The 22,938-nt window shown below is 55.8% G+C and carries 15 protein-coding genes, 1 tRNA gene and 2 pseudogenes; 8 read left to right on the forward strand and 10 right to left on the reverse strand.

The genetic code is table 11. The features are described 5' to 3' along the window. Positions 1-176: 176 nt before the first annotated feature. The 5 genes and pseudogenes from H9L05_RS15205 to H9L05_RS15225 all read right to left on the reverse strand — a co-directional run bounded on the left by H9L05_RS15205 (position 177) and on the right by H9L05_RS15225 (position 9,648). The gene (locus tag H9L05_RS15205; protein WP_187731661.1) at positions 177-1,646 is read right to left on the reverse strand and encodes a glutamate synthase subunit beta; all 1,470 of its coding nucleotides are present in this window, start codon (positions 1,644-1,646) and stop codon (positions 177-179) included. 222 nt (positions 1,647-1,868) lie between these two features. Then, positions 1,869-6,385: pseudogene (gene gltB, locus H9L05_RS15210) on the reverse strand (glutamate synthase large subunit). 132 nt (positions 6,386-6,517) lie between these two features. Further along, on the reverse strand, positions 6,518-6,853 hold the full coding sequence (locus H9L05_RS15215) for an ASCH/PUA domain-containing protein (protein ID WP_165963526.1): 336 nt from the start codon (positions 6,851-6,853) through the stop codon (positions 6,518-6,520). 613 nt (positions 6,854-7,466) lie between these two features. After that, the gene (locus H9L05_RS15220) at positions 7,467-8,168 is read right to left on the reverse strand and encodes an outer membrane beta-barrel protein (protein ID WP_187731662.1); all 702 of its coding nucleotides are present in this window, start codon (positions 8,166-8,168) and stop codon (positions 7,467-7,469) included. 247 nt (positions 8,169-8,415) lie between these two features. Then, positions 8,416-9,648 carry an NADP-dependent isocitrate dehydrogenase gene (locus H9L05_RS15225; RefSeq protein WP_187731663.1) on the reverse strand — a complete coding sequence of 411 codons (1,233 nt, stop codon included), beginning with the start codon at positions 9,646-9,648 and terminating at the stop codon, positions 8,416-8,418. A gap of 273 nt (positions 9,649-9,921) precedes the next feature. On the opposite strand from H9L05_RS15225, the gene H9L05_RS15230 reads away from it, so the two are divergent. Then, positions 9,922-10,374, forward strand: a complete 453-nt coding sequence (locus tag H9L05_RS15230) for a MarR family winged helix-turn-helix transcriptional regulator (protein ID WP_187731664.1) — start codon at positions 9,922-9,924, stop codon at positions 10,372-10,374. Then, complete coding sequence (locus tag H9L05_RS15235) at positions 10,365-11,720, forward strand: serine hydrolase domain-containing protein (protein ID WP_187731665.1); 1,356 nt, start codon at positions 10,365-10,367, stop codon at positions 11,718-11,720. The genes H9L05_RS15230 and H9L05_RS15235 overlap by 10 nt, the downstream gene beginning before the upstream one ends. Before the next feature lie 136 nt (positions 11,721-11,856). Here the strand turns inward: H9L05_RS15235 and H9L05_RS15240 are convergent. Further along, positions 11,857-11,928 (reverse strand) — tRNA-Glu (locus H9L05_RS15240). A 307-nt stretch (positions 11,929-12,235) separates the two neighbouring features. Here H9L05_RS15240 and gap point away from each other — a divergent pair. The 4 genes from gap to H9L05_RS15260 all read left to right on the forward strand — a co-directional run bounded on the left by gap (position 12,236) and on the right by H9L05_RS15260 (position 15,213). Beyond that, positions 12,236-13,243, forward strand: coding sequence for a type I glyceraldehyde-3-phosphate dehydrogenase (gap, locus tag H9L05_RS15245; protein ID WP_187309187.1), 1,008 nt, complete (start codon positions 12,236-12,238; stop codon positions 13,241-13,243). 95 nt (positions 13,244-13,338) lie between these two features. Then, positions 13,339-14,310, forward strand: a complete 972-nt coding sequence (locus H9L05_RS15250) for a diacylglycerol/lipid kinase family protein (protein WP_223284483.1) — start codon at positions 13,339-13,341, stop codon at positions 14,308-14,310. Between the two features lie 114 nt (positions 14,311-14,424). Then, entirely contained in the window at positions 14,425-14,772 is a 348-nt protein-coding gene (locus tag H9L05_RS15255) for a translation initiation factor (RefSeq protein WP_187309189.1), read from the forward strand. A 36-nt stretch (positions 14,773-14,808) separates the two neighbouring features. Continuing rightward, positions 14,809-15,213: a DUF1622 domain-containing protein gene (locus tag H9L05_RS15260; protein ID WP_187731666.1), complete on the forward strand. Its 405-nt coding sequence runs from the start codon at positions 14,809-14,811 to the stop codon at positions 15,211-15,213. A 26-nt stretch (positions 15,214-15,239) separates the two neighbouring features. On the opposite strand, the gene kdsB is transcribed toward H9L05_RS15260, so the two are convergent. Next, positions 15,240-15,992, reverse strand: coding sequence for a 3-deoxy-manno-octulosonate cytidylyltransferase (kdsB, locus tag H9L05_RS15265; RefSeq protein ID WP_373285383.1), 753 nt, complete (start codon positions 15,990-15,992; stop codon positions 15,240-15,242). Between the two features lie 285 nt (positions 15,993-16,277). On the opposite strand from kdsB, the gene H9L05_RS15270 reads away from it, so the two are divergent. Together H9L05_RS15270 and H9L05_RS15275 are read left to right on the forward strand one after the other, a co-directional pair. Continuing rightward, a complete protein-coding gene (locus H9L05_RS15270) occupies positions 16,278-17,294 on the forward strand; it encodes a LysM peptidoglycan-binding domain-containing protein (protein ID WP_187731667.1) in 1,017 nt (338 codons plus the stop codon). Positions 17,295-17,404: 110 nt separating this feature from the next. Beyond that, the gene (locus tag H9L05_RS15275; protein ID WP_187731668.1) at positions 17,405-18,163 is read left to right on the forward strand and encodes a TIGR02757 family protein; all 759 of its coding nucleotides are present in this window, start codon (positions 17,405-17,407) and stop codon (positions 18,161-18,163) included. Between the two features lie 22 nt (positions 18,164-18,185). On the opposite strand, the gene H9L05_RS15280 is transcribed toward H9L05_RS15275, so the two are convergent. The 3 genes and pseudogenes from H9L05_RS15280 to H9L05_RS26980 form a co-directional block, all read right to left on the reverse strand. Beyond that, positions 18,186-19,379 (reverse strand): metal-dependent hydrolase family protein, encoded by a 1,194-nt coding sequence (locus H9L05_RS15280; RefSeq protein ID WP_223284484.1) that lies wholly within the window; start codon positions 19,377-19,379, stop codon positions 18,186-18,188. Positions 19,380-19,770: 391 nt separating this feature from the next. Beyond that, positions 19,771-21,935: pseudogene (locus tag H9L05_RS15285) on the reverse strand (S46 family peptidase). A gap of 257 nt (positions 21,936-22,192) precedes the next feature. Continuing rightward, positions 22,193-22,702, reverse strand: a complete 510-nt coding sequence (locus tag H9L05_RS26980; protein WP_187731670.1) for a YkvA family protein — start codon at positions 22,700-22,702, stop codon at positions 22,193-22,195. Positions 22,703-22,938 lie beyond the last annotated feature (236 nt).

Genomic DNA, 22,938 nt, shown 5'->3' on the forward strand with positions numbered 1-22,938 from the left:
CGCGGGCTGACGCCGGATTAGTACTCCTACTAAACACGCGAGATGCTTCGCTACCGCTCTGCATGACGTTCTTTTTAGATTTAGGTAGCCACTGTACTCAGCCAGAAGTCAAAAAAGCCCCCAGCATACTACTGACGGTATGCTGGGGGGCTTTTTCTGTATTGAAACACAGTAGTTCAGGCAAACATCGCCACCGCATTCTTACTGGGTAGCGCAGTTTTGCCAGTTAAGAAAATGTCTACTTGCCGTGCTGCTTCCCGGCCTTCCGAAATAGCCCAGACTACAAGGGATTGCCCGCGGCGCATGTCGCCGGCCACGAATACATTCGGTAGGCTGGTGCGATAAGTATCGTTGGGTGCGTGCACGTTGCCTCGGCCATCAAGCTCTACGCCAAGCTGTTCGAGCAGGCCTTGATACTGCGGTGAGGCAAATCCGAGGGCTAATAGCACCATGTCGCAAGGTATTTCGCGTTCGGAGCCTTCTATTTCGGTAAAGGCGATGCGGCGGCCGAGTACATCGGTTTCCCAGGTTACGTCGGTAACCAGTACAGCTCGTAATTGGCCTTGCTCATCGCCCAGGAAAGCTTTCGTATGAATACCCCAGTAACGATGGCAGCCTTCCTCGTGGGAGGTGCTGGTGCGGAAAACAGTGGGGTAGCTGGGCCAGGGCGCGTGTGCGGGCCGGTCGGTAGAGGGCTCGTGCATAAGGGCAAATTGGGTAACAGAACTGGCTTGCTGGCGGTTAGCGGTGCCCACGCAGTCCGAGCCTGTGTCGCCACTTCCAATCACAATTAACCGACGGTCGGTGGCCAGAATCGGCTCATTTGTGATGGGCAACTCACTTACCCGGCGGTTGTGCTGGGTCAGGTAGTCCATGGCAAAGTGAATTCCGGACAGTTCGCGGCCCGGAATGGGCAGATCGCGGGCCATAAGGGCGCCACCGGCAAGCACCACCGCGTCGAAGGTGCGGGTTAGCTCGGCGGCGGGCAGATCTTTGCCAATCTCTGTGTTGCAGCGGAACTCAATTCCATCTTCCTCAAGCAGTTGGATACGACGGTCAATTACCCATTTATCCAGCTTGAAATCAGGGATTCCGTAGCGTAAAAGCCCCCCAGGCCGGTCATCGCGCTCGAATACAGTCACGGAGTGGCCAGCCTTCGCTAGTTGAGCCGCCGCCGCTAAACCAGCCGGCCCGGAGCCGACCACCGCCACCGTTTTTCCCGACTTAAGCAGGGGCGCAGATGGCGCCACATAGCCTTTGGAGAAAGCAATTTCGATGATGTGCTTCTCAATTTCCTCGATGGCAACCGGCTCACGGTTAATGCTCAGCACGCACGCGGATTCGCACGGCGCGGGGCAGATACGCCCTGTGAATTCCGGGAAGTTGTTCGTAGAAGATAGGATCTGGTAGGCTTGCAGCCAGTCCTGCTGGTGCACGGCGTCGTTGAATTCGGGAATGATATTACCCAGCGGACAACCAGAATGACAAAACGGAATGCCGCAGTCCATGCACCGCGCCGCCTGCCGATTGAGCTGCTCATCGGTGTAAGTGCTAACAAATTCCTGGTTATGCGCTACCCGCTCCTGAGGCGCTGCCTTGGGGGGCAATTCCCGCTCAAATTCCTTAAATCCTGTGATGTGCGCCATAGCAGTTTTAATGTAGAGACGCGATACTTCGCGTCTTGGCGTTGAACAATTCGCTTTGAGCAGTTAATTAATTTCGTCTGTCATGCAGAGCGGTAGCGAAGCATCTCGCGTGTTTAGTAGGAGTACTAATCCGGCGTCAGCCCGCGAGATGCTTCGACTCCGTCTCTGCATGACAGTTACTTTGGCAACATCAGCAACGAGGAGACGCAAAATTTTGCGTCTCTACACCGTGGCGTACTGCGCGCGTTGCAGCACCTTTTTGTATTCGGAGGGGAAGACCTTGACGAACTTGCCCGCTTCTTCAACCCAGCTATCGAGCAGGTAGGCTGCTAACTGACTTTGAGTGAGTTGTACATGTTTGCGCAGCAGCGCCCGTATCTGATCCTCGTCGTCGGAATCCAGCGGGTCCAGCTCCACCATTTCAGTGTTGCAATTGTCGGGGAAGCTGCCGTCGGGGTCGTAGATCCAGGCGATGCCACCGCTCATGCCGGCGGCAAAGTTGCGGCCGGTTTTGCCCAGAATAAGTGCCCTCCCGCCCGTCATGTATTCGCAGCCGTGGTCGCCCACGCCTTCTACTACAGCCGTGGCGCCCGAATTGCGCACTGCAAAACGCTCCCCGGCCTGACCGCGCACAAACAGCTCGCCGGAAGTTGCGCCGTAGAGGGCCACGTTACCAATAATGATGTTTTGCTCGGGTACAAACTGGCTATTCAGCGACGGAAAAATGGCCAGTTGCGCGCCCGAAAGCCCTTTGCCGACGTAGTCGTTGGCTTCACCCTCAAGAGTAAGCGACACGCCCTTGACACTAAACGCCCCGAAGCTTTGCCCAGCGGAGCCGCTGAATCGGAAGTTTATGGTATTGTCGGGCAGGCCGGCGGCGTGGTAGCGCTTGGTTATTTCGTTGGACAGCAGCGTGCCAATAGTGCGGTCGATGTTGCGAACAGTGAAGGAAGCAAAGACGGGAATGCGCCCATCCAAAGCGGGTTTGGCATGCCGGAGCAACTCCCAGTCAAGAATGTTATCCAGGCCGTGGTCCTGCGTTTCGCTGTTGTATAAAGTGCCCCCCGAAGGATTGGGCGCAGGGTGCAGCAGGCCGCTTAAGTCCAGCGTGCGGGCTTTCCAGTGGCTGATGCCTTCGCGCACCTTCAGAAATTGGGTTCGGCCTACCATCTCGTTTATAGTCCGGAAGCCCAACTCCGCCATGATTTCGCGCAGCTCTTCGGCCAGGAAACGAAACAGATTCACGATATGCTCTGGCTGGCCCGTGAACAGCTTGCGCAGCTCCGGGTCTTGGGTCGCTACGCCGACGGGGCAGGTGTTCAGGTGGCATTTGCGCATCATCACGCAGCCGCCCGCAATGAGGGCAGCCGTCGCCACGCCCCATTCTTCGGCGCCTAGTAAAGCCGCAATAGCCAAGTCGCGGCCCGTTTTAAGCTGACCATCAGCTTGCAGCACCACGCGGCTACGGAGCTGATTACGGAGCAAGGTTTGGTGGGCTTCGGCTAGGCCTAGCTCCCAGGGCAGCCCGGCGTGCTTAATAGAGCTCATGGGCGAAGCGCCCGTGCCGCCATCATAACCAGCAATGAGAATGACATCGGCGTGGGCTTTGGCAACGCCGGCTGCAATGGTGCCGACGCCTGCCTTCGACACCAGCTTCACATTGATGCGGGCCGCCCGGTTGGCGTTTTTCAAGTCGAAGATCAACTGAGCTAAATCCTCAATAGAATAAATGTCGTGGTGGGGTGGGGGCGAGATCAGACCTACCCCGGGTGTGGCGTGGCGCACTTTTGCAATCCATTCATCTACCTTATGGCCAGGAAGTTGGCCGCCTTCGCCCGGTTTTGCCCCTTGAGCCATTTTGATTTGCAGCTCGTCGGCATTGGTGAGGTAGTGAGCCGTGACGCCAAAGCGGGCCGAAGCAATCTGCTTGATGCTGGAGCGCATGGAGTCGCCGTTGGGCAAAGGCTCGTAGCGCATGGCATCTTCGCCGCCCTCGCCGGTGTTGCTCTTGCCGCCAATGCGATTCATGGCAATAGCCAAGGTGCTGTGCGCCTCGTGCGAAATTGAGCCAAACGACATGGCCCCGGTCGCGAAGCGCCGCATGATGCTTTCGGCGGGCTCTACTTCCCCAAGGGCAATAGGCTCGCGGTGGTAAGCAAAATCCAGCAGGCCCCGAATGGTGAACGCACGGGCAGATGACTCATTCAGTAAGCGGGCGTAGCGCTGATACGTCTGGTAGTTGTTGGTGCGCGTAGCGTGCTGGAGCAGGTGTACGGTTTCGGGGTTAAACATATGCGCTTCGCCCCGGCGGCGCCACTGGTACACGCCCCATCGGGCAGAAGCTGCTGCTCCTCCAGCGTGGTGCTGGTGAAGCCCTGAAAGTGCTTATAGAGCGTTTCACGGGCTATTTCATCGAAGCCCAGCCCGCCAATACGCGTGACGGCCCCCGTGAAACAGTAGTCCACCACTTCCTGATTGAGGCCTAGAATCTCAAATACCTGCGCGCCGTGGTACGACTGCAAGGTGGAGATGCCCATTTTGGAGAAGATCTTGAGCAAGCCGTCACAAACCGCCTTCACATAGTTTTTAGCTAGCTGCGGATGATGCTCGGGCGAGTCAAATTGCCCCCCAGCGTGCATCGTCCGTATGGTTGATAAGGCCAAATAAGGGTTGATGGCCGTGGCGCCGAAAGCCAACAGGCAGGCAAAATGATGCACTTCCCACACGTCGCCAGCCTCAACTACCAGGCCCACCGAACCCCGGTAGCCCTTGCGGATAAGGTGGTGGTGCACCGCCGAAACCGCCAGCAGCGAAGGGATGGGGGCATGCTCCGAGTCAAGGGCGCGGTCGGAGAGGATCAGGACCTCAAAGCCGTCGCTCACCGCATCTTCGGCGTAGCGACACAGCCGATCTACGCCATTTTGTAAGGAGCCCGGCTTGCCATCGGCCTTGAAATAACTCATCAGGGTTTTGGCGTGAAACAGCCCCGTATCGATGCTGCGCAGCTTTTCCAGCTCGTGGTTGGTCAGGATGGGCTGGTGCAGGGCCACGCAGTGACAGTGCATTTTGTCCTCATCGAGGATGTTGCCGTTGTTGCCGATGAAGGTAGCCAGACTCATCACCAACCGCTCTCGAATCGGGTCGATAGGCGGGTTGGTGACCTGGGCAAAAAACTGCTTGAAGTAGCTGGATAGGTGCTGGGGCTGGTCGGAGAGCACCGCCAGCGGCACATCCACACCCATCGAGCCGATGGGCTCTTTGCCTTCCACGGCCATGGGCGTGATAATGCTGTCAATATCCTCGCGGGTGTAGCCAAACACCTGGTGGTATTTGAACACCGACTCGGCCGATAAATCGGTGAACATCTGGCGCGGCTCGGGTAGCTCTTCCAACCGAATCTGGTACTCGTTTAGCCATTGGTCGTAAGGCTGCTGACTCGCGGCCTGGGCTTTCAGCTCCTCATCCGTAATAATTTGCCCCCCAACGGTATCTACGAGCAGCATTTTGCCGGGCTGCAAGCGACCTTTCTGCACAATGGTGGCATCGGGGATAGGTAGCACGCCGGCCTCGGAAGCCACGAGTACCCGCCCATCATTCGTTACTACGTAGCGCAGGGGGCGCAAACCATTGCGGTCCAGCATGGCCCCGATCATCTTGCCATCGGTAAAGAGCAAGGCGGCCGGACCGTCCCAGGGGCCCATAAAGGTGGCGTGGAACTCGTAAAACGCCTTTTTCAGCGGGTCCATCTGCGTATTGCCGTCCCAGGCCTCGGGCACGAGCATCATCATCACGTGGGGCAAGGAGCGGCCGGAGTGAAGCAGAATCTCAGCAATGTTGTCGAGGCAGGCCGAATCCGACTGATTGTTGTCGATTACGGGTAGCAGCATGTCCATTTCCTCGTCCGAGAAATAGGGCGAGACGTAGGAGCGGAGACCGGCATAAAACCAGTTCAGATTGCCCCGCAGCGTGTTTATCTCGCCATTATGAGCCAGCAAGCGAAACGGCTGCGCCAGCTTCCACGAAGGAAAGGTATTCGTGGAAAAGCGCGAATGCACCAGTCCAAAACCTGACGTGACCCGCGGATCCGAGAGGTCGGGGAAGTAGTGGCGCACCTGATAGGTAGTCAGCTGGCCTTTATACACAATAACCCGGCAGGAAAGCGAGGCGAAGTAGAAGTCATTTTCCGCCTCCGGTACCGATTCCATAACCGTTTTCGTAATCAGCCGCCGCAGCACAAACAGCTTGCGCTCAAAGTCTTCGCTGTTCGTAATGTCGGTTGGCCGGGCCACAAAAACCTGCTCCATCACGGGCTCCGCTGCCAGGGCCGTTTGCCCGATACCCGCCGCATTCACCGGCACCGGCCGATACCCCAGCAGCTGCATACCCAAGCGCGCAACGGCCGCGTTGATGCTGGCGCGGCAAGCCTCGCGCTGGGGGGCATTTTTTGGCAAAAACACCATGCCCACTCCGTAGCAACCCGGCTCGGGCAGCCTGATATTCAGGGCCGTACACTCTTCCAGAAAAAACCAGTGCGGCACCTGTAGCATCAAGCCGGCCCCGTCGCCCGACTCGGCGTCGCAGCCGCAGGCGCCGCGATGCTCCATGTTCTCGAGCATGGTCAGGGCATCCGCAATCGTTTGGTGCGACTTATGGCCGTTGAGGGAAGTGATAAAACCAGTACCACATGCATCATGCTCGAATTCGGGGCGGTACAGGCCTTGCGGGTCAGTAGATTTCATCACCAGAAGTAGGGCGTTAGAGTTCTGTCGTGCTGAGCATGGAGCAGCAGCACAGGGTTATAAGTGAGGCAGTACCAAAAGAGAAATAGGTGCCGACTGAGGAAAAAATTTCTTCAGTCGGCACCTATTCGGTTACCACAATCGGGTGTCGCTTACGCCAGGCGGCAGAGGCCGCAACTCGGTTAAGCCCAGGATGCACCAGCCAGCTTGCAGGCCAAAAGCGCCGCCTTGCAGCACGTAGCTGATCCAGCGGGCCGTGGAGCGGCCACTGTAGGTCTCGCTTTCTGGTTCATATTCGCACAACTGCACGGCGTCGCCCACTTGATAGTTGCGGTCGTTTTCGCGCACGTCAAACGTCTTGGCCCCCGACAATGTAGCTTCGAAGCAGGCGGGCCAGATTTTGAGCTCGTGGGTGCGGGTGTGCGACAGGGAAGTAGGTTGATCGAGGGTTGCTATATGGGTAATCATGCTGATGGTCATTAGAAGTTGATGTGGAGCCGTGCAGACAAGCACAGCCCATCACGCAGACGTGGGGTCGCAGACCTGCTGGCAGGTCGTCATTTTCAACAAATACAAGTGCCCACACCTGTCACCCGACGTATACCCCAGGCCTGAGCCTGGAAGTCAAGGTTTAAAAATGGTTGCCTTTTAAATGGAAGGCTGAAAAAAGAAAAATGATGGTACAGTTACCCAGCACCATAGCAAAAGGCCGAGCCTTTCGGGTAAGCTGGTTCGCCTGCTCCCTGTTGCAGGCGGAATATTGAGCGGGCCGGGTGGGAGGGCGGCAGCAGCTCCAGAGCGTACGTTGGCTGAATATAAGAAATAAATGATTTAAAACTTCAATACTCTTACTTCAGTGCTGTTTAAATAATGAGTGAATTAGAAAACTAAAAGCCAACAACACAGGCAAGTAGCAAAGCGTGCCATCAAATAACAGATACGCAGTCCAAAACAAAAAGAACGGGCCCTGGGGGCAAAACGAGCGCCGCGGCTGAGTTATTCAGCCGCGGCGCTCGTTTTGCCCCCAGGGCGGTTTCTCTTATTGCAACCTTATAAAAGGAGGTGCCGAACGTAGCAGCAACTATTTGGACTTGGAGCGCCTGTACAGTTGAAATCCGCCTTCCAGCACTAGCTGTTGCATTCTGCGCGTCAGAAAGGCCGACTTGCCGGGCGCGGGAAAAGACTGCTTATAAGGAGAGAGGCCCCACTCATACCGAACATTCAGATCCAGGCGGCCCAGCGTAACGCCTGCCCCGGCCTGCACTGCTACCTGCCACCGCTTGGGATTTGCGTCCAAGGCGCTCATCACGGCCTGCAATTCCGGATCCGGGGAAGTAAAATTTCGCGAATTATAGAGATAGTAACCGATGCTAGGGCCCGCAAACAAGCGCAGCGGCCCAGATTGATAGCCCCCCAGCAGTCGGGCATCAAGGCGCCGGATGCGGCTATTGGCATAAGGATAGGCGCCGGTAGCGTTGGATAGTAAAACCGGAGTTTCCAGAGCCGACATATAGCCCAACTCTGGTTGCACATACCAGCCACCTGCCTGGCCAATCTTCCAGCGACCAAACAGCGTGATGCTGTTGCCCGTCTCATCGTTGGATTGATCGGCCAGCGGATCAATCAAAACGGAGTTATACCGAAAAGCATAACGATCTGCCTTGAGGCGTGCGACATTAAACCCTGCGCTAATGCCGGCAGCTTGTAGCTGCTGGGCGTAAGTGGGCGTTGCAAAGCAATACAAGCCTAGCGCTGCAAGGCTGCTGAGTGTAGCTTTTTTCATTTAGTTGAAGGAAGGATAGATCTAAGAAGAGATGATAGCGAAGACAAATCTTAAAAAAAGCCCCCCAGATATGCTGGCTGACCAACTATGCTAGCGGTATTTTATAGAAGAGCTTACCTGACCATTTAATAGTTGCAGACTAATGGCAGAAATCTCACTGCTTAGAGCCCGGCTTATCAGTAAAGTAGCGCCACAAAAAAGCCCATTCGATCATCGAATGGGCTTTTTTATACCAAGTGAAGCAGACTTATTTGCCCAGCTTAGCTTTCAGATTTTCATCCAGCGCTTCCAGAAACTCTTCGGTGTAGAGGTAGTCTCTGCCGTGCTCTACCTTGTTGCCGTGGATGCAAACAGCCAAGTCCTTGGTCATTTTGCCGCTTTCTACCGTTTCGATACAAACGGCCTCCAGAGCTTTGCAGAAGCCGATCAGCTCCTGATTGTTGTCCAGAATTCCGCGGAACTCCAGCCCGCGGGTCCAGGCAAAAATAGAGGCAATCGGATTGGTCGAGGTAGGCTTGCCGGCCTGGTGGTCGCGGTAGTGACGCGTTACGGTGCCGTGGGCGGCTTCGGCCTCCATCACGGTGCCGTCGGGCGTAACCAGGGTAGAAGTCATCAGGCCGAGCGAGCCAAAACCCTGGGCTACGGTGTCGCTTTGTACGTCGCCATCGTAGTTTTTGCAGGCCCACACAAAGTTGCCGTTCCACTTCAGCGCCGAAGCCACCATGTCATCAATCAGGCGATGCTCATAGGTGATGCCAGCGGCCGTGAACTTGGCGTTGTAATCCTGCTCGTAGATCTCCTGGAAAATGTCCTTGAAACGACCATCGTATTTCTTCAGGATGGTGTTTTTGGTTGACAGGTACAGGGGCCAGCCTTTCATCAAAGCCTGGTTGAAGCAGGCGTGCGCAAACCCCCGAATCGACTCATCGGTGTTGTACATAGCCAGCGCCACGCCGTCGCTCTTGAAGTTGAATACTTCAAAAGATTGGGTTTCGCCGCCGTCCTCTGGGGTAAACGTGATAGTGAGCTTGCCTTTTCCTTTGGTCACGAAATCGGTAGCCCGGTACTGGTCGCCGAAAGCATGACGGCCAATGCAGATGGGAGCCGTCCAGTTAGGCACCAGGCGGGGTACGTTGCTCATCACGATAGGCTCGCGGAAAACAGTGCCGTCCAGGATGTTGCGGATAGTGCCGTTCGGCGACTTCCACATCTGCTTCAGGTTAAACTCTTTCACTCGCTCCTCATCCGGCGTGATGGTGGCGCACTTAATGCCTACGCCGTATTGGCGGATAGCATTGGCGGCGTCGATGGTAACCTGGTCGCTGGTTTCATCGCGGTACTCTATTCCCAGATCGTAATACTTGATGTCGAGATCGAGATAAGGCGTGATCAACTTGTCCTTGATGAACTTCCAGATGATGCGCGTCATTTCGTCGCCATCAAGCTCCACTACCGGGTTTGCTACTTTGATTTTTGTCATTTCCTCTGGGAAAGATGGTTGATGTTTTTCCGCTTAATGTGTAGCCCGAAGATACGGGCCCAAGCTTATCTTGTTCACAGGGCTCCGACAAAATCAACTAACGCGGGCAGGATTGCCCCATCGGGTAGTGAATAGCGGGAAAGAGTGCGGATAAACTGGTCACCCGTGAGGATGAGTGTAAAAAAGCCCCCCATACTTGAATAGTGGTGGTGAAAATAATTATTGCTATTATTTGTTGATATATCAACTATATTTGTATCAAATAAAATACCTATGACCATCGATACTCCCACTCAAACTGTCCTTTACACGCTTGAACAAGCGATAAAAACGTATCGCAGGCTTTGCCAGCAGAACATTGATCGAGTAGTAGACAAGCTCACTGTAGATCAGGCCCTGATCTTAATTGTGCTGGATAAGCACCCTGCTCTTAGCCAGCAACAGATTGCCGAGCTGGTCTTCAAAGACAAGGCATCCCTGACCCGCATCATTGAGTTGTTGGTTCAAAAAGGCTTGCTAACAAGGGGGATGCACTCTGCCGACCGCCGGAAATTCGAGCTGCACCTCACGCCTCAAGGCCAGCACACTCTCGCCCAGCTAACCGATACCATTCTGCTCAATCAGCGAACGGCGCTGGCAGGCCTGAGTGAAGAGGAACTCGTTCAGTTTCACTCGACACTGCAGAAAATCATTGCCAACTGCTCCACGCCGGCCCCATGCGCCTAGCCATTATTGTACTGCTTTTTTGCCTGGGCAGCATCAGTACCAGTGTGGGGCAATTGCACCTGCGGCAGCAGTTAGCAACCTATATGCAAGCCCAACACGACGTGAACCGCTTCGCAGGGGTTGTGCTGATCACGCGTCACGATACCATTTTATTGCACCAAGCCTACGGGCTGGCCGATGCGGAGTGGGCCGTTTCTAACACTCTGGACACCAAGTTTGCCCTGGCCTCCATCACCAAGCACATCACTGCTTTGGCTGTTCTGCAGCTAGCCGAGCACGGCCGGCTCCAGCTCACGGATAAGCTGAGTACGTTTCTGCCGGGCTTCCCAAACGGCGACGCCATATCCTTGCACCAGCTGCTGACCCACACGGCCGGCCTAGCCCTGGATTTTGAAGAACTGTACCTGTACCACACGGCCGTCTCAAAAGATTCTGCCCTGGCGTTTATCCAAAAGCAGCCAGCTCAGTTTGATCCTGGCACCCGCATAGGATACAGTAACGTTGGGTACTTTTTACTGGGCCAGATCATTGAGAAAGCTTCGGGGATGTCGTACGGCGAGTATCTGCAAAAAAATATCTTCGACGTGGCTGCTATGACGAACACCGGCCTGCATAGTAATACCGCCCTCGTGCCCAGCTTGGCCCGGTCATACTGCCGGGAGGGCGAGACATTTGTCAAAAACCCTTACATCAATTGGGACCTCAACGTGGGCCACGACGGGCTGTATTCCACGGCCGGTGATCTGGCAAAACTCGACCGGGCATTGCGGGGCACGGCGCTGCTTTCGGAGGCCTCTAAATCGCTCATGGCCACTCAGCACAACAAGCGGTTTCCGGGCAACGGCTTTCTGGATCATTACGGCTACGGCGTGTTTGTCGACCCCTATTACAGCCACGGCCGCCACCTCTTGACCCACAGTGGGGGATATTTCGGAGCCATGACCACTCTGGACCGATACCCTCAGGATGGAATTTTAGTCACGGTGTTATCGAACAATCAAGCTGAATCGCACTGGATAGGCTATGGGCTGGCTGGCATCCTGTTCGGCAAAGCGGTGGAAGTACCGTACGTCCATCGCCCTATCGCCGTCGCTCCGCCCAAGCTGGCCCACTACGCCGGACACTACAAGGAAATTCGCATCCTCTACATCAATGGCCAGCTGTATCTACAGGATCAGGACACGCCATTAGTGGCTGAATCCCCTCGAAAGTTCTTTAACCAGAACATTCCTGACCGTAAGGTCGAATTCCTGACCAACAAAGCGGGGCGCGTGTATGCCCTGACGCTGACCAAAGGAGGCGTAAAAGACCCTCCCCGGAAAAAAAGCGGTTCCGCCGGACGTTAATAATGTCTGCTGTCTAAGCGCCAGCTTTATGTGGTGATAGTCGCAAACCGTCATGTGGTGCACAAACCGCTTAAACGCAAAAAGCCGCTCTGCATAATGCAGAGCGGCTTTTTATTGCCAAAAACGAGTGGTTAAGTAGTCCGTAGGGGAATCGAACCCCTGTTGGTAGAATGAAAATCTACTGTCCTAACCCCTAGACGAACGGACCAGATGATGTGCCTTACTCGTTTTTAGTGGTGCAAAGATAAGGCAAGGATAATTCAGCGCAATACGTAGCGCCAAAAAAAAAGCCCCCCAGCAGCAAATAGGCTGACTTTCAGGAAGAAATTCTTTTTGTAGGGGGCAAATTTTAAGCTTCAAGCCCGTCGGGAACGGCAAAAAACCGTAAGAAGAAAAGCAAAGCAGATGGCTTAGTGGTTGATTTGGCTATATTCCCTTAGCCCTGTACCTTCGCTGCGCGTTTCCACCAGGGCCCCTCGTGGTCTTCTTAATTCCCAAACCCCAAACCTCTCATCATGGCTAAAATTAAAGTCGCCATCAACGGCTTCGGTCGCATTGGTCGTCTCACGTTCAAGTCTCTGCTCGGCCGCGACAACGTGGAAGTTGTAGCAATCAATGACCTGACTGATAATAAGACGCTGGCTCACCTGCTTAAATATGACTCCGTACACGGCCGCTTCGATGGCACGGTGGAGTTTGATGATAACAGCCTGACTGTAAATGGCCAACGTATTCAAGCGCTGGCCGAGCGTGATCCTAAGCTATTGCCTTGGGGCGAGCTGGGCATCGACGTAGTGCTGGAGTCTACGGGCCGCTTCGTGGACGAGGCTGGCGCTGGTCAGCACCTCACTGCCGGCTGCAAAAAAGTTGTGATTTCGGCCCCTGCCACGGGCAACATTCCAACCGTAGTATTGGGCGTAAACGAAGACATCCTGACCGGCGACGAAACCATTCTGTCGAACGCCAGCTGCACTACCAACTGCCTGGCTCCTATGGCGAAGGTGTTGGACGAGGCTTTCGGCATTGAGAAAGGCTATATCACCACCGTACACGCGTATACCTCCGACCAAAACCTGCAGGACGCACCGCACAAGGATCTGCGCCGCGCCCGCGCTGCTGCATTGAGCATCATTCCGACCAGCACCGGCGCCGCTAAGGCCGTAGGTTTGGTGTTGCCCCAGCTAAAAGGCAAGCTTGATGGTATCGCCATGCGCGTGCCCGTGCCGGATGGCTCTACTACCGACCTGACCGTAATTCTGAAGCAGGAAGTAACGAAGGAGCAAATCAATGAGGCCGTACGCAAGGCCGCTGAAGGCCCCATGAAAGGCATCATCGAGTACTCTACCGATCCGTTAGTAAGCATCGACATCGTAGGCAATCCGCATTCTTGCATCTTCGACTCGCAGCTGACGGCCGCCAACGGTACGCTGGTGAAAGTGGTAGGCTGGTATGATAACGAGTTCGGCTACAGCACGCGCACCGCTGATCTGATTCAGCAGTTGGGCCAGAAAATGGCGAAATAGCTCCTGCTACATTGCTTTCTAACAGAAAAGCCCGCCCACTTTGGGTGGGCTTTTCTGTTAGAAATTTAAAGCGACTGGGGGCTTTTTCGAGTGTTTTGACCAGCATCAGCACCCGGCATTTTACCTCTCGCCGCTTCTACTTATTTCGCTACTCAACCTTGCGCTTCGCGCCGCGTTTCTATCCATCTATGCCCGCCAAGCCGCGTATCTGTTTTATCCTGAATCCTGCTTCCGGCACCAACCGTGCGCAAGATGTGCCGGCCCTGATTGAGCAACACCTCGATCATTCCGCCGTTGACCACGCCTTGCGCCTGACGGCTTATGCCGGGCACGCGGAAGAAATAGCTCGTACGGCCGCCGCTGAAGGGTTTCGTACGGTAGTGGCCGTGGGCGGCGATGGCACGGTAAACGAAGTGGGACGCGGCTTACTGGGTACGAATGCCGCCATGGGGATTCTGCCGCGAGGCTCCGGCAATGGCCTAGCAAGGCATCTGGAGGTGCCATTGGCCCTGCCAGCCGCAATCCGCCGAATGAGCCAGCCCGAGTTTCAGCGTATGGATGTGGGGCGCATCAATGGGCGTCCGTTCTTCTGCACGGCAGGGCTGGGGTTTGATGCCCACGTGAGCAAGTGCTTCGCCACGGCTGGTACTCGCGGCCTAGGTACTTATGTGCGCGTGGCGCTTCGTGAATACCGGACTTTTCAGCCCAAGCCTATAACGGTCACGCTCAACAACCGCACGCTGACCACCGATTGCTACGTGCTGGCTTTTGCCAATGCCGGGCAGTACGGCAACAACGCCTACATTGCCCCCCGCGCCGATATTCGCGACGGCCTGCTTGACGTGTGCCTGATTGATGCGCTACCGCTACGCCGAGCCGTGCGCGTGGCTCTTGGCCTGGCCCTAGGCGATTTGCCCCAGTCGGGAGCGGCAGTATATCATACCTCGCGGCACGTACTGGTAGAGGCCGTCGCGCCTATAGGCTTTCACGTAGATGGCGACTATGCGGGCGAAGCCACTAGCTTTGAAATAGAATTGCTGCCTCTAGCTTTGGAGGTAGCCGTATAGTTTAGATGGCTGAATGGGTGAGAGTTAAATAGCTTATTGCTCTGGCAACTCGTTGAACGATCAGCCATTTAACCCTCACCCATTCAGCCATTTAGCATTCAACCATTTAAAAGCATGAAAGCCGACAAAAACCGCCGCAGCCGCGAAGGCGTGGTGTACTCCACCAACTCCGACTTTTCCTACCAGCACGCCGACGAAGAATCGGTGGTAACCCTGCCGCCCCAGCAACAAAACCTGCGCGTGCACCTCGACCGCAAAAGCGGAGGCAAGCAAGTGACGCTCATCACCGGCTTCGTGGGCCAGGATGCGGACCTGCAAACCTTGGCTAAGCTGCTCAAAACCAAATGCGGAGTGGGCGGCAACGCCAAAGAAGGCGACATCCTTATCCAGGGCGATTTCCGCGATAAAGTGATGGGCGTACTGCTAGATCAGGGCTATAAAGCGAAGAAGTCTGGTGGTTAGAATAGTAGCAATAGCGAAGTCACTTTATTCACCTCAATGGAATCTGTTAACCCACGTGAATTAGCCGAAAGCGGCATTATAAACGCCGTACAGTGGCTTAAGCTGGGTGTCGAAACTATTGGGGCGTTCATTATTGCCCTTGGCATACTGGTGGCGGCCTGGTTGCTGATAAAAGCCTTGATACAGCGTCGTACGGCCAACTTTACGGCCATTCGCCTGACGCTGGCCCGCTACCTGGCCCTGGCGCTGGAGTTTCAATTGGGCGCTGATATACTATCCACGGCTATTGCCCCGAGTTGGGAGCAAATTGGGCAGCTAGGCGCCATTGCCGTCATCCGAACGGGCCTCAACTATTTCTTGACCAAGGAAATGCAGGCGGAAGAACGTCAGAGCGCCGAACAAGCCGTGACGGAGCGAGCCCACCAGCCTCCCGGCACCTAGCAAGCGCGAAAAAGGGCTGGGGGCTTTTATGCGGTCATTTTCAATAACTTCCTGGCCCGCTCCACATCCTCAGGCGTATCGATGCCGATGGTTTCCAGCTCCGTTTCCGCGGTCAGAATGCGAAAGCCGTTCTCCAGCCACCGCAGCTGCTCCAGACTTTCGGCCTGCTCCAGCGAGGAGGGCGGCAGTTTGGTAATAGCGGCCAGCACATCGGGCCGGTAGGCATACAGGCCGATGTGGCGTAGGTAGCGATGGTGTGCAAGCCATTGAACTGATTCATATTGGCGTTGATAGGGCAGGGGATGACGACTGAAATACATTGCGTAGCCCTGGGAATCAAGCACCACTTTGGGCAGATGCGGACTGAATAACTCGTCCTCGCTGAGCACTGGCTTGACTAATGTGGCAAGCTGGGGGGCTTTTTCACCCTCAAAAAGCGCTACGAGAGCATTGATTTGCGCGGGGTGAATAAAGGGCTCGTCGCCTTGAATATTGATGATACAATCGGCAGTTACGCCGAGCTGCTGGTAGGCATCGAACACGCGGTCAGTGCCGCTGGGGTGGTCGGGGTCAGTGAGCACTGCCTCGCCCCCGAAACCGTGCACGTGCTCTAGAATGCGCTCATCATCCGTGGCTACCACCACCCGGCTCAGACTAGACAGCCGCGCCTGCTCCACGACTCGTTGAATCATGGATTTGCCCCCCAGATCAACCAACGGCTTGCCGGGCAAGCGAGTGGAGGCGTAGCGGGCGGGAATAATACCAATGGCGTGGATCATAAAAAGGAGTTTGCGAAAGCTGGATACAAGCTGGGGGGCTTTTTGCAAAGAACAGCGAAAGCCCTGAGTTGCCCGTTGCTTATATGCGGAATGTGGCGTGGTAGGCCAATAAATGAAGCCCGACCACGTTAGGTATAAGTGGCTTATCGGGCATCGTTGAATCATTCAGAAATGGCCTTTTTGGGACTCAGCTGGGATTATTTTTTATCTTTCGGCGCTTTTAGATTTCCCCCTAAGCTGCCCCACCCTGAATTTGGGGCCACTCGTTTTTCGCGAACTGCTCGTATGACCCGTTTTCTGTTGCTGCTGCCTGCGTTTGTTCTCGCTGGTTTTGCCGCCACCGCCGCGCCCCGGCCCATTCTCCCGCCCGATTCCATTGGGGTTGAATACCGTAATAATAAAATGCTCATCAAGCACCGTGTGGTGGCTGGTGAAACCCTTTATGGCCTCTCGCGGCGCTATTCGGTGCCCGTCGAGCAAATTGTGGAAACCAATTCTTCGCTCAAAGGTGCCCTCGTAACGGGACAGATAGTGTTGGTGCCACGCACACGGGTAGTGCTCACAACGCCCGCGCCAACAAGCCCCGCCGCCCGACCATCAGCGCCCGCTAATACCGTTGCCGCCGCCCGCTCTCTGCCCACCGACGACAACGGAAACCGCGTGTACACGGTGCAAAAAGGCCAGACGCTCTACGCCGTGGCACGCCTGTTTCAGCTTGCTCCCGCTGACCTTGCACGCTTTAACGGCCTGCCTGCCACTACGGGCGTAAAGGTCGGACAGCGCCTGATTATCGTGCCGGCAGGCGCGAAGGCGGCCGCAACGGCAACAGCGTCGGCTACTCCTTCCCCTGCACCCGTAGAAACGCCCGCTGCTTCCGCGCCCACCTCCACACCAGCACCTGCCCCGCCAAAGCCAGTTGTGACGGCCCCGGTGCCCGCCCGAACGGCTCCTGTCGCTGCTAATACAAAAGATTCTGTGCGTACGCCGGCCCAGGAAGCGGAGGAGCGCGCCCCCGAGCGGGCTAGTGAAATCGTGCGTAGAGTAACCGAAAGCGGGCTAGCTACCAGAATTGAAGGCACGGGCACCGATAAGTATCTGGCCTTGCACAAAACAGCCGCTGTGGGTACCATTATGCAGGTGCGCAATATCATGAATGGGCAGTCGGTATACGTCCGCGTCATTGGGCAATTGCCTGATACCGGCGAAAACAGCAACATTCTGGTGCGCCTATCACCCCGCGCCGTGCAGCGTCTGTCCACGCCCGACAACCGCTTCCGCGTCGAAACTTCTTACGTGCCGTAGGGGAAGAGCTAGGAGGTATAAGCTGGAGATTGGTCGCCAGTATTCTTTCTGGCTCCTGACTCCTACCACCTAGCTCCCAGCTTCTACCTCCTAGCTCCTAACTCCTTCATTTGAATCACGCTCAGCTCCGGGAGTTTCTCGACGACCACCACGACCGCTACAACCGGCCGGCCTTCATAGCCAACGACCCGATTAGTATTCCGCACCGGTTTTCGCAGCGACAGGACGTGGAAATAAGCGGACTTTTTGCGGCTCTGTTAGCCTGGGGGCGTCGCCCGACCATCATCAGCAAGTGCCACGAGCTCATGCGACGCATGGACGATGCGCCCTACCAGTTCATTACCCAGCACTCCGATGAAGATTTGAAGAAGCTGTTGGGATTCTGCCACCGCACCTTCTGCGACACCGATCTGCTGTATTTCGTGCATTGGCTGCGCTGGTATTATGCCAGCCACGATACGTTGGAAGACGCTTTTTTGCAGGGTAACACTCAGCGCCAGCGTCTCGAAAACTTTCACACACTGTTCTTTAGCTTGCCCGATGCTCCCCAGCGGACCCGCAAGCATGTGGCAACGCCGGCTCGCGGCTCGGCCTGCAAACGGGTGAATATGTACCTGCGCTGGCTGGTGCGCCGCGACGACCGCGGCGTAGACTTCGGCCTTTGGACGCGCCTGCCCATGACCGATCTGGTCTGCCCGTGCGATGTGCACGTGGAGCGCGTTGCCCGCCGCCTGGGCCTGCTTACGCGCCGCTTAGTCGATTGGTCAGCAGCCGAAGAGCTGACCGCGCATCTGCGCGATTTTGCCCCCCACGACCCCGTAAGGTACGATTTTGCCTTGTTTGGGCTAGGCGTGGAGGAAAAGCTGTAAGCATCGGCCTCGCTCACATCTTTTATGGCTGGGCGTACAGCACGCCGCCTTTCATCACCAACTTTACCTGTCGCAGGGCCGCCACATCGCGGGTGGGGTCTCCGGCTACCGCTACCAGGTCGGCAAGCAAGCCGGGGCGGACGCTGCCGCGGTCGGCGAGATGAAAAATGCGGGCGTTGCCGCTGGTAGCCGCGCGCAATACCTCCAGCGGCTGCAGGCCATGATCCTGCACCAGCTGTTCCATTTCGCGCACATTGTCGCCGTGCGTGAATACGCCCACATCACCGCCTATCACTAACTCGACCCCGGCCTTGCGGGCTGCCTGCATGCTGGTACGCTTTTGCTGCACGCGTTCGGGTAGGGGCGAAGTGCCTCTGCGCCAGCCCTGATATTGGGAAATGGCGTCGCCGGCGGCGACCGTTGGGCAGAGAGCTACACCGCGCTGCTTCATCAGTTTAAATATTTCCGGCGTGCCATTATCGCCGTGCTCAATGGTTTCAACGCCGGCTAGTGTGGCCCGCCGCATACCTTCGGGCGTGCTGGCGTGGGCCACTACCGGGCGGCCCGCAGCTCGCGCTGTTTGCACAATCAGGTTCAGCTCGTCCTGCGAAAATGTAGGTCGGGAAGGCTCGCCCTGTCCCCAGCGATAATCGGCGTACACTTTGATGATGTCGGCGCCTTTCCCGATTTGCTCGCGTACGGCCCGCACAATACCGTCTACGCCATCGGCTTCCTGCGCACCCTGGGGGGCATTTACATCCACGGAAAGCTTGGGACCGTAGCTACCGGTGGCTACCAGCGCCAGCGTGGCCACAAGTAGGCGTGGGCCGGGTATAATGCCTTGGTTAATAGCTTGTTTTAAGCCCACATCGGCGTAGCCGGCACCCTCGCTGCCTAGGTCGCGGGCGGTGGTGAAGCCGGACAGCAGCGTTTGCCGGGCGTGGGCAGTAGCGCGGGCCACCCGCAGCGCCTGCGACTCCAGTAGCACTTGGTCATTCCAACTCGTCTCATTATAAGGGTGAAGCAGCATGTGCGAATGCCCCTCAATCAGGCCCGGCAGCAGCGTAAGTCCCGGCAGCTCCAGCGTGCGTGCCCCAGCCGGCGCTGCGACCTGGGCGGCCGGACCAGCGGCCGTAATCTTGTCGCCGCTTACCACTACCACCCAGCCCGAATGCAGGTTCTCCCCATCGAAAACCGCCGCCGGACGCAGCAGCATAGTAACAGCCGACGCAGCTGATGAAGCTTGAGCCAAAACCGCAACAGACCGGCTTACCAAAAATGCAAACAGCAAAAAAACTATACAGCTAAGTGAAGCACTATTCATAGAGAAGAGAGAAAAACGACACAAAGCCAATGGCTGGAACCAGCTTAAAAAGTAAGCTGTGGCTATCAATCGAAAGTAAGGCCAATTAGCTTAGAAAAGGCGCCTGACTAGAAAAGCTACACTCTTCATTGGTTATCTCCTTTAATTCAATCCACTAGCTCGTCTTACAGAGCGGAGCATCTAGCGTGCTGATGGATGGTCGATTAGTAATCCCACTACTGCGAGCGAGATGCTTCGCTGTGCTCTGCATGACACTGATTTTCAACAGGCGAATCAGGAACCATTACTTGGTCTTCTTCAATCGTTTAGTTTTCTTCTTGGCCTTCATCTCAGATGGTGCGGCAACAGGCCCGCTTACAAGCGTCATCTCATTTACTAAGTGCTTAGCCCCGGCATATTTATCGACCACGAACAACATGTAGCGCACATCGAGGGTGATATTGCGGACGCGGTCGGGGTCAAACATGATGTCGCTCATGGTCCCTTCCCAGTTACGGTCGAAGTTGACCCCAATCAGCTCGCCCCGGCCATTGATAACCGGTGAGCCAGAATTGCCCCCGTCGTGTGATTTGTGGCAATAAAGGCCACCGGCACCGTGCCATTTACGGCATAAGGGCCATAGTCTTTCTTCCGGTACAAATCGGTAAGGCGGGCCGGGACTTCGAAATCCGGATTGGCAGAGTCAGCTTTGGCCATGAGGCCATCCAGGGTAGTATAATAGGCATAGCGCACGCCGTCAGCGGGCTCATAGCCAGCTACTTGGCCGTAAGCCACCCGCAAGGTAGAGTTGGCATCGGGGTAAAACTTGCGGTCCGTCTGCATTTGCCGTAACCCCGCCAGATACGTGCGGGAAAGCACGGCTACGTTGTCGGTGGCAATAGTATAGGGCGGCAAAATATTCGCGCGGTAGTTTGTAACGATAGCATTAACAAGCTGATAGGCTGGGTCATTCAATAACGCGCGGGCGTTTCCCTGAGCTACTTCATCGAGCACTGCGTAGGCATCCGCCTGGGTAGTAAGGCGTGATTTTGCATACAGCGTGGAGGCATAGTTGGCCCAGCCCGTGGGGCCGGGATATTGTTTGCGTAGTGCCTTCACGTAGTCGGGAAGCAGAGCGGTGGGAGTGCCGTCCGCGTAGAGGGCAAGTAAGGCCGCCGCCACTTTTTGATCAGTTGGTTTATTGTAATTTCTGAAGAAGCCCACGGCTCCTTTCTTAAGCTTTTCTACTGCGGCAGTAATGTCGGCGGCGGGCGTTTTGGCTGCGGCCATGTCGCCTAAAGCGCTGAGGCTATTAGCGTAAAGCAGTAGTTCCACGCCCATGGCAGCTTCGGTTACGTAGTCGCGGGCCACGGTTAGGTCGCGGAGGCTATTATAGTTTTTCTCGAATTCGGGAAGCAGCGCACCGTAAGTGGCCTTGCGGGCAGCGTCGCTGGTGTTGGCCCACTGCGTAAAACGAGCTTCCTGCTCGCGCTTGCGGGCCACGGCATCCAGCTTTTTAAGGCCCCGATTTTCGCCTATCCACTTTTTCCAGTAGTTGGCTAAGCTGGCATATTTGGCCGCGTACTGAATGCGCACTTTATCCGAAGCCTTCATATCCTGATCCAGAATGTGAAGCTTGGCATCGCGCACCTTGATTTTGGCGGGGTTGGAAAGCGAATACAACTCATCGACGCCCCAGGAAGTCAGGTATTCATTGGTCCGGCCCGGAAAACCGAAAACCAGGGTGAAGTCGCCGGGCTTGACGCCGTTTAGGGAAATAGCCAGGTGATGGCGCGGCTTAAATGGTTTGTTGTCAGGTGAATAGGTGGCTGGCTTGTTGTCAGGCCCGGCATAGATACGGAACAGCGAGAAGTCGCCGGTGTGGCGGGGCCACATCCAGTTATCGGTGTCGCCGCCAAACTTGCCGATGGCCGAAGGCGGTGCACCCACCAGGCGCACATCCTGGAAAACCTCCGTGACGAACATATAATACTCGTTGCCATTGAAGAAGGGTCGCACAAATGCCTGATAATGCGTGCCTTGTACGGCGGCCTGCGCCACGCGCTGCCCGTTCTGCTGCACCAGCCGCTCGCGCTCAGCCTCCCCAAGACCAGTGGCCGGCACGCCGGCTAATACCTGGCTGGTTACATCCTCCATGCGCACGATAAACGTAGCTGTCAGGCCCGGATTGGGCAATTCCTGGTCGCGGCTCATGGCCCAGTAGCCCTTGGTGAGGTAGTCTTTCTCAACGGAGGAGTGGCTTTGAATCTGGCTGTAGCCGCAGTGATGGTTGGTGAGCAAAAGGCCCTGGTCGGAGATAATCTCGCCCGTGCAGCCACCACCAAACTGCACTACGGCGTCCTTCAAGCTGCCTTGATTGACGCTGTAAATTTGCTCTACTGTAAGCTGAAGGCCTTTTTTCTGCATATCCGCCTCGTTTAGCTGCTTGAGCAGCATTGGCAGCCACATGCCCTCATCGGCACGGGCGGGGGCAAAAAGGAGAGTAGCGTGAGGCTCAGCAGAACCAGACGGGCAGCAAATCGGCGTGTAGACATCGGCAAGGAATGGCGAAAGAGTATTGTAGGCGTGTTTGGAGCGCTTTTTCAGCTAAGTAAGTTTGAAAACCAGCCTATTAATTCGTTTGGGGGCAATTCGCACGCAAGAGTCAGCCCTCCGCTGGCCGCCACTCAGGACGACCAGCGGAGGGCTGCAACAAGTGTAAGATACTAAGAGTGACCTAGTTCAGCTACGGCAGGCTGCGACTTATCGGCAACAGCAGGCGCGGAAGGAAGACCGATAACACCATTGTTGGGCGCCGCCGATTTGCTTTCCCAAGCCTGAAAGCGAGCAATCTCACCCTGAAACTTGCCGATAAACCAGCTAATCAGACTCAGATCATCCAGAAAACCGACTACAGGGATAAAATCGGGCACCAGGTCGATGGGCGACAGCACATACAGGAGCACGGCGAGGCCGGAGATGATAGTCGTCGTTTCGATTTGCCGATACGAGCCGCTGACAAAGGCACCTATTAAGCGAATCAGCGTGCGTGCCATATCAATGACCTGTTGTATGGGCCCCTTTTTACTGTCTTTTGCGTCGAGCTTGGAAGCTACTTCGCGCAGGATGAGTGCAACGCGGAACGGCCGTCCCAGCAGTTTGCTGGCCCGGCCCAGGAATACGTTGAAAAGTGCGTTTTTTGAAATGGCGAGGCCTTTTTCGTACAGTGAGGACATGAGCAATATGTTAAGTAAGGGGTTGGTAAAATGGGTACGGTTGAGAACGGGCTGGCGTTGTAGAAGTCTTGCTCGATAGATAATTTTTGAGCGCAAGTTGATGCCTGCAATAGGTTGTCACGATCAAAATGAAGCGCTATAACAGTCTGGGGGCTTTTTTAGGGTAGCAGATCTCAAACCGGGGCTTCCGCTTTCTTCACCTTAAGAAAAAAGCCCCCAGACAACCCCTAGAACAA

Origin of the sequence: Hymenobacter qilianensis (assembly GCF_014489555.1) — a bacterium.
Classification (GTDB): Bacteria; Bacteroidota; Bacteroidia; order Cytophagales; family Hymenobacteraceae; genus Hymenobacter; species Hymenobacter qilianensis.

What these genes read in the sequence shown, in the direction of transcription:
- gap (WP_187309187.1), top strand. Translation starts at nt 12,236, where the DNA reads ATGGCTAAAATTAAAGTCGCCATCAACGGCTTCGGTCGCATTGGTCGT.
- kdsB (WP_373285383.1), bottom strand. Translation starts at nt 15,992, where the DNA reads ATGATCCACGCCATTGGTATTATTCCCGCCCGCTACGCCTCCACTCGC.
- H9L05_RS26980 (WP_187731670.1), bottom strand. Translation starts at nt 22,702, where the DNA reads ATGTCCTCACTGTACGAAAAAGGCCTCGCCATTTCAAAAAACGCACTT.
- H9L05_RS15280 (WP_223284484.1), bottom strand. Translation starts at nt 19,379, where the DNA reads ATGCTGCTGCGTCCGGCGGCGGTTTTCGATGGGGAGAACCTGCATTCG.
- H9L05_RS15230 (WP_187731664.1), top strand. Translation starts at nt 9,922, where the DNA reads ATGACCATCGATACTCCCACTCAAACTGTCCTTTACACGCTTGAACAA.
- H9L05_RS15215 (WP_165963526.1), bottom strand. Translation starts at nt 6,853, where the DNA reads ATGATTACCCATATAGCAACCCTCGATCAACCTACTTCCCTGTCGCAC.
- H9L05_RS15220 (WP_187731662.1), bottom strand. Translation starts at nt 8,168, where the DNA reads ATGAAAAAAGCTACACTCAGCAGCCTTGCAGCGCTAGGCTTGTATTGC.
- H9L05_RS15205 (WP_187731661.1), bottom strand. Translation starts at nt 1,646, where the DNA reads ATGGCGCACATCACAGGATTTAAGGAATTTGAGCGGGAATTGCCCCCC.
- H9L05_RS15260 (WP_187731666.1), top strand. Translation starts at nt 14,809, where the DNA reads ATGGAATCTGTTAACCCACGTGAATTAGCCGAAAGCGGCATTATAAAC.
- H9L05_RS15235 (WP_187731665.1), top strand. Translation starts at nt 10,365, where the DNA reads ATGCGCCTAGCCATTATTGTACTGCTTTTTTGCCTGGGCAGCATCAGT.
- H9L05_RS15270 (WP_187731667.1), top strand. Translation starts at nt 16,278, where the DNA reads ATGACCCGTTTTCTGTTGCTGCTGCCTGCGTTTGTTCTCGCTGGTTTT.
- H9L05_RS15225 (WP_187731663.1), bottom strand. Translation starts at nt 9,648, where the DNA reads ATGACAAAAATCAAAGTAGCAAACCCGGTAGTGGAGCTTGATGGCGAC.
- H9L05_RS15255 (WP_187309189.1), top strand. Translation starts at nt 14,425, where the DNA reads ATGAAAGCCGACAAAAACCGCCGCAGCCGCGAAGGCGTGGTGTACTCC.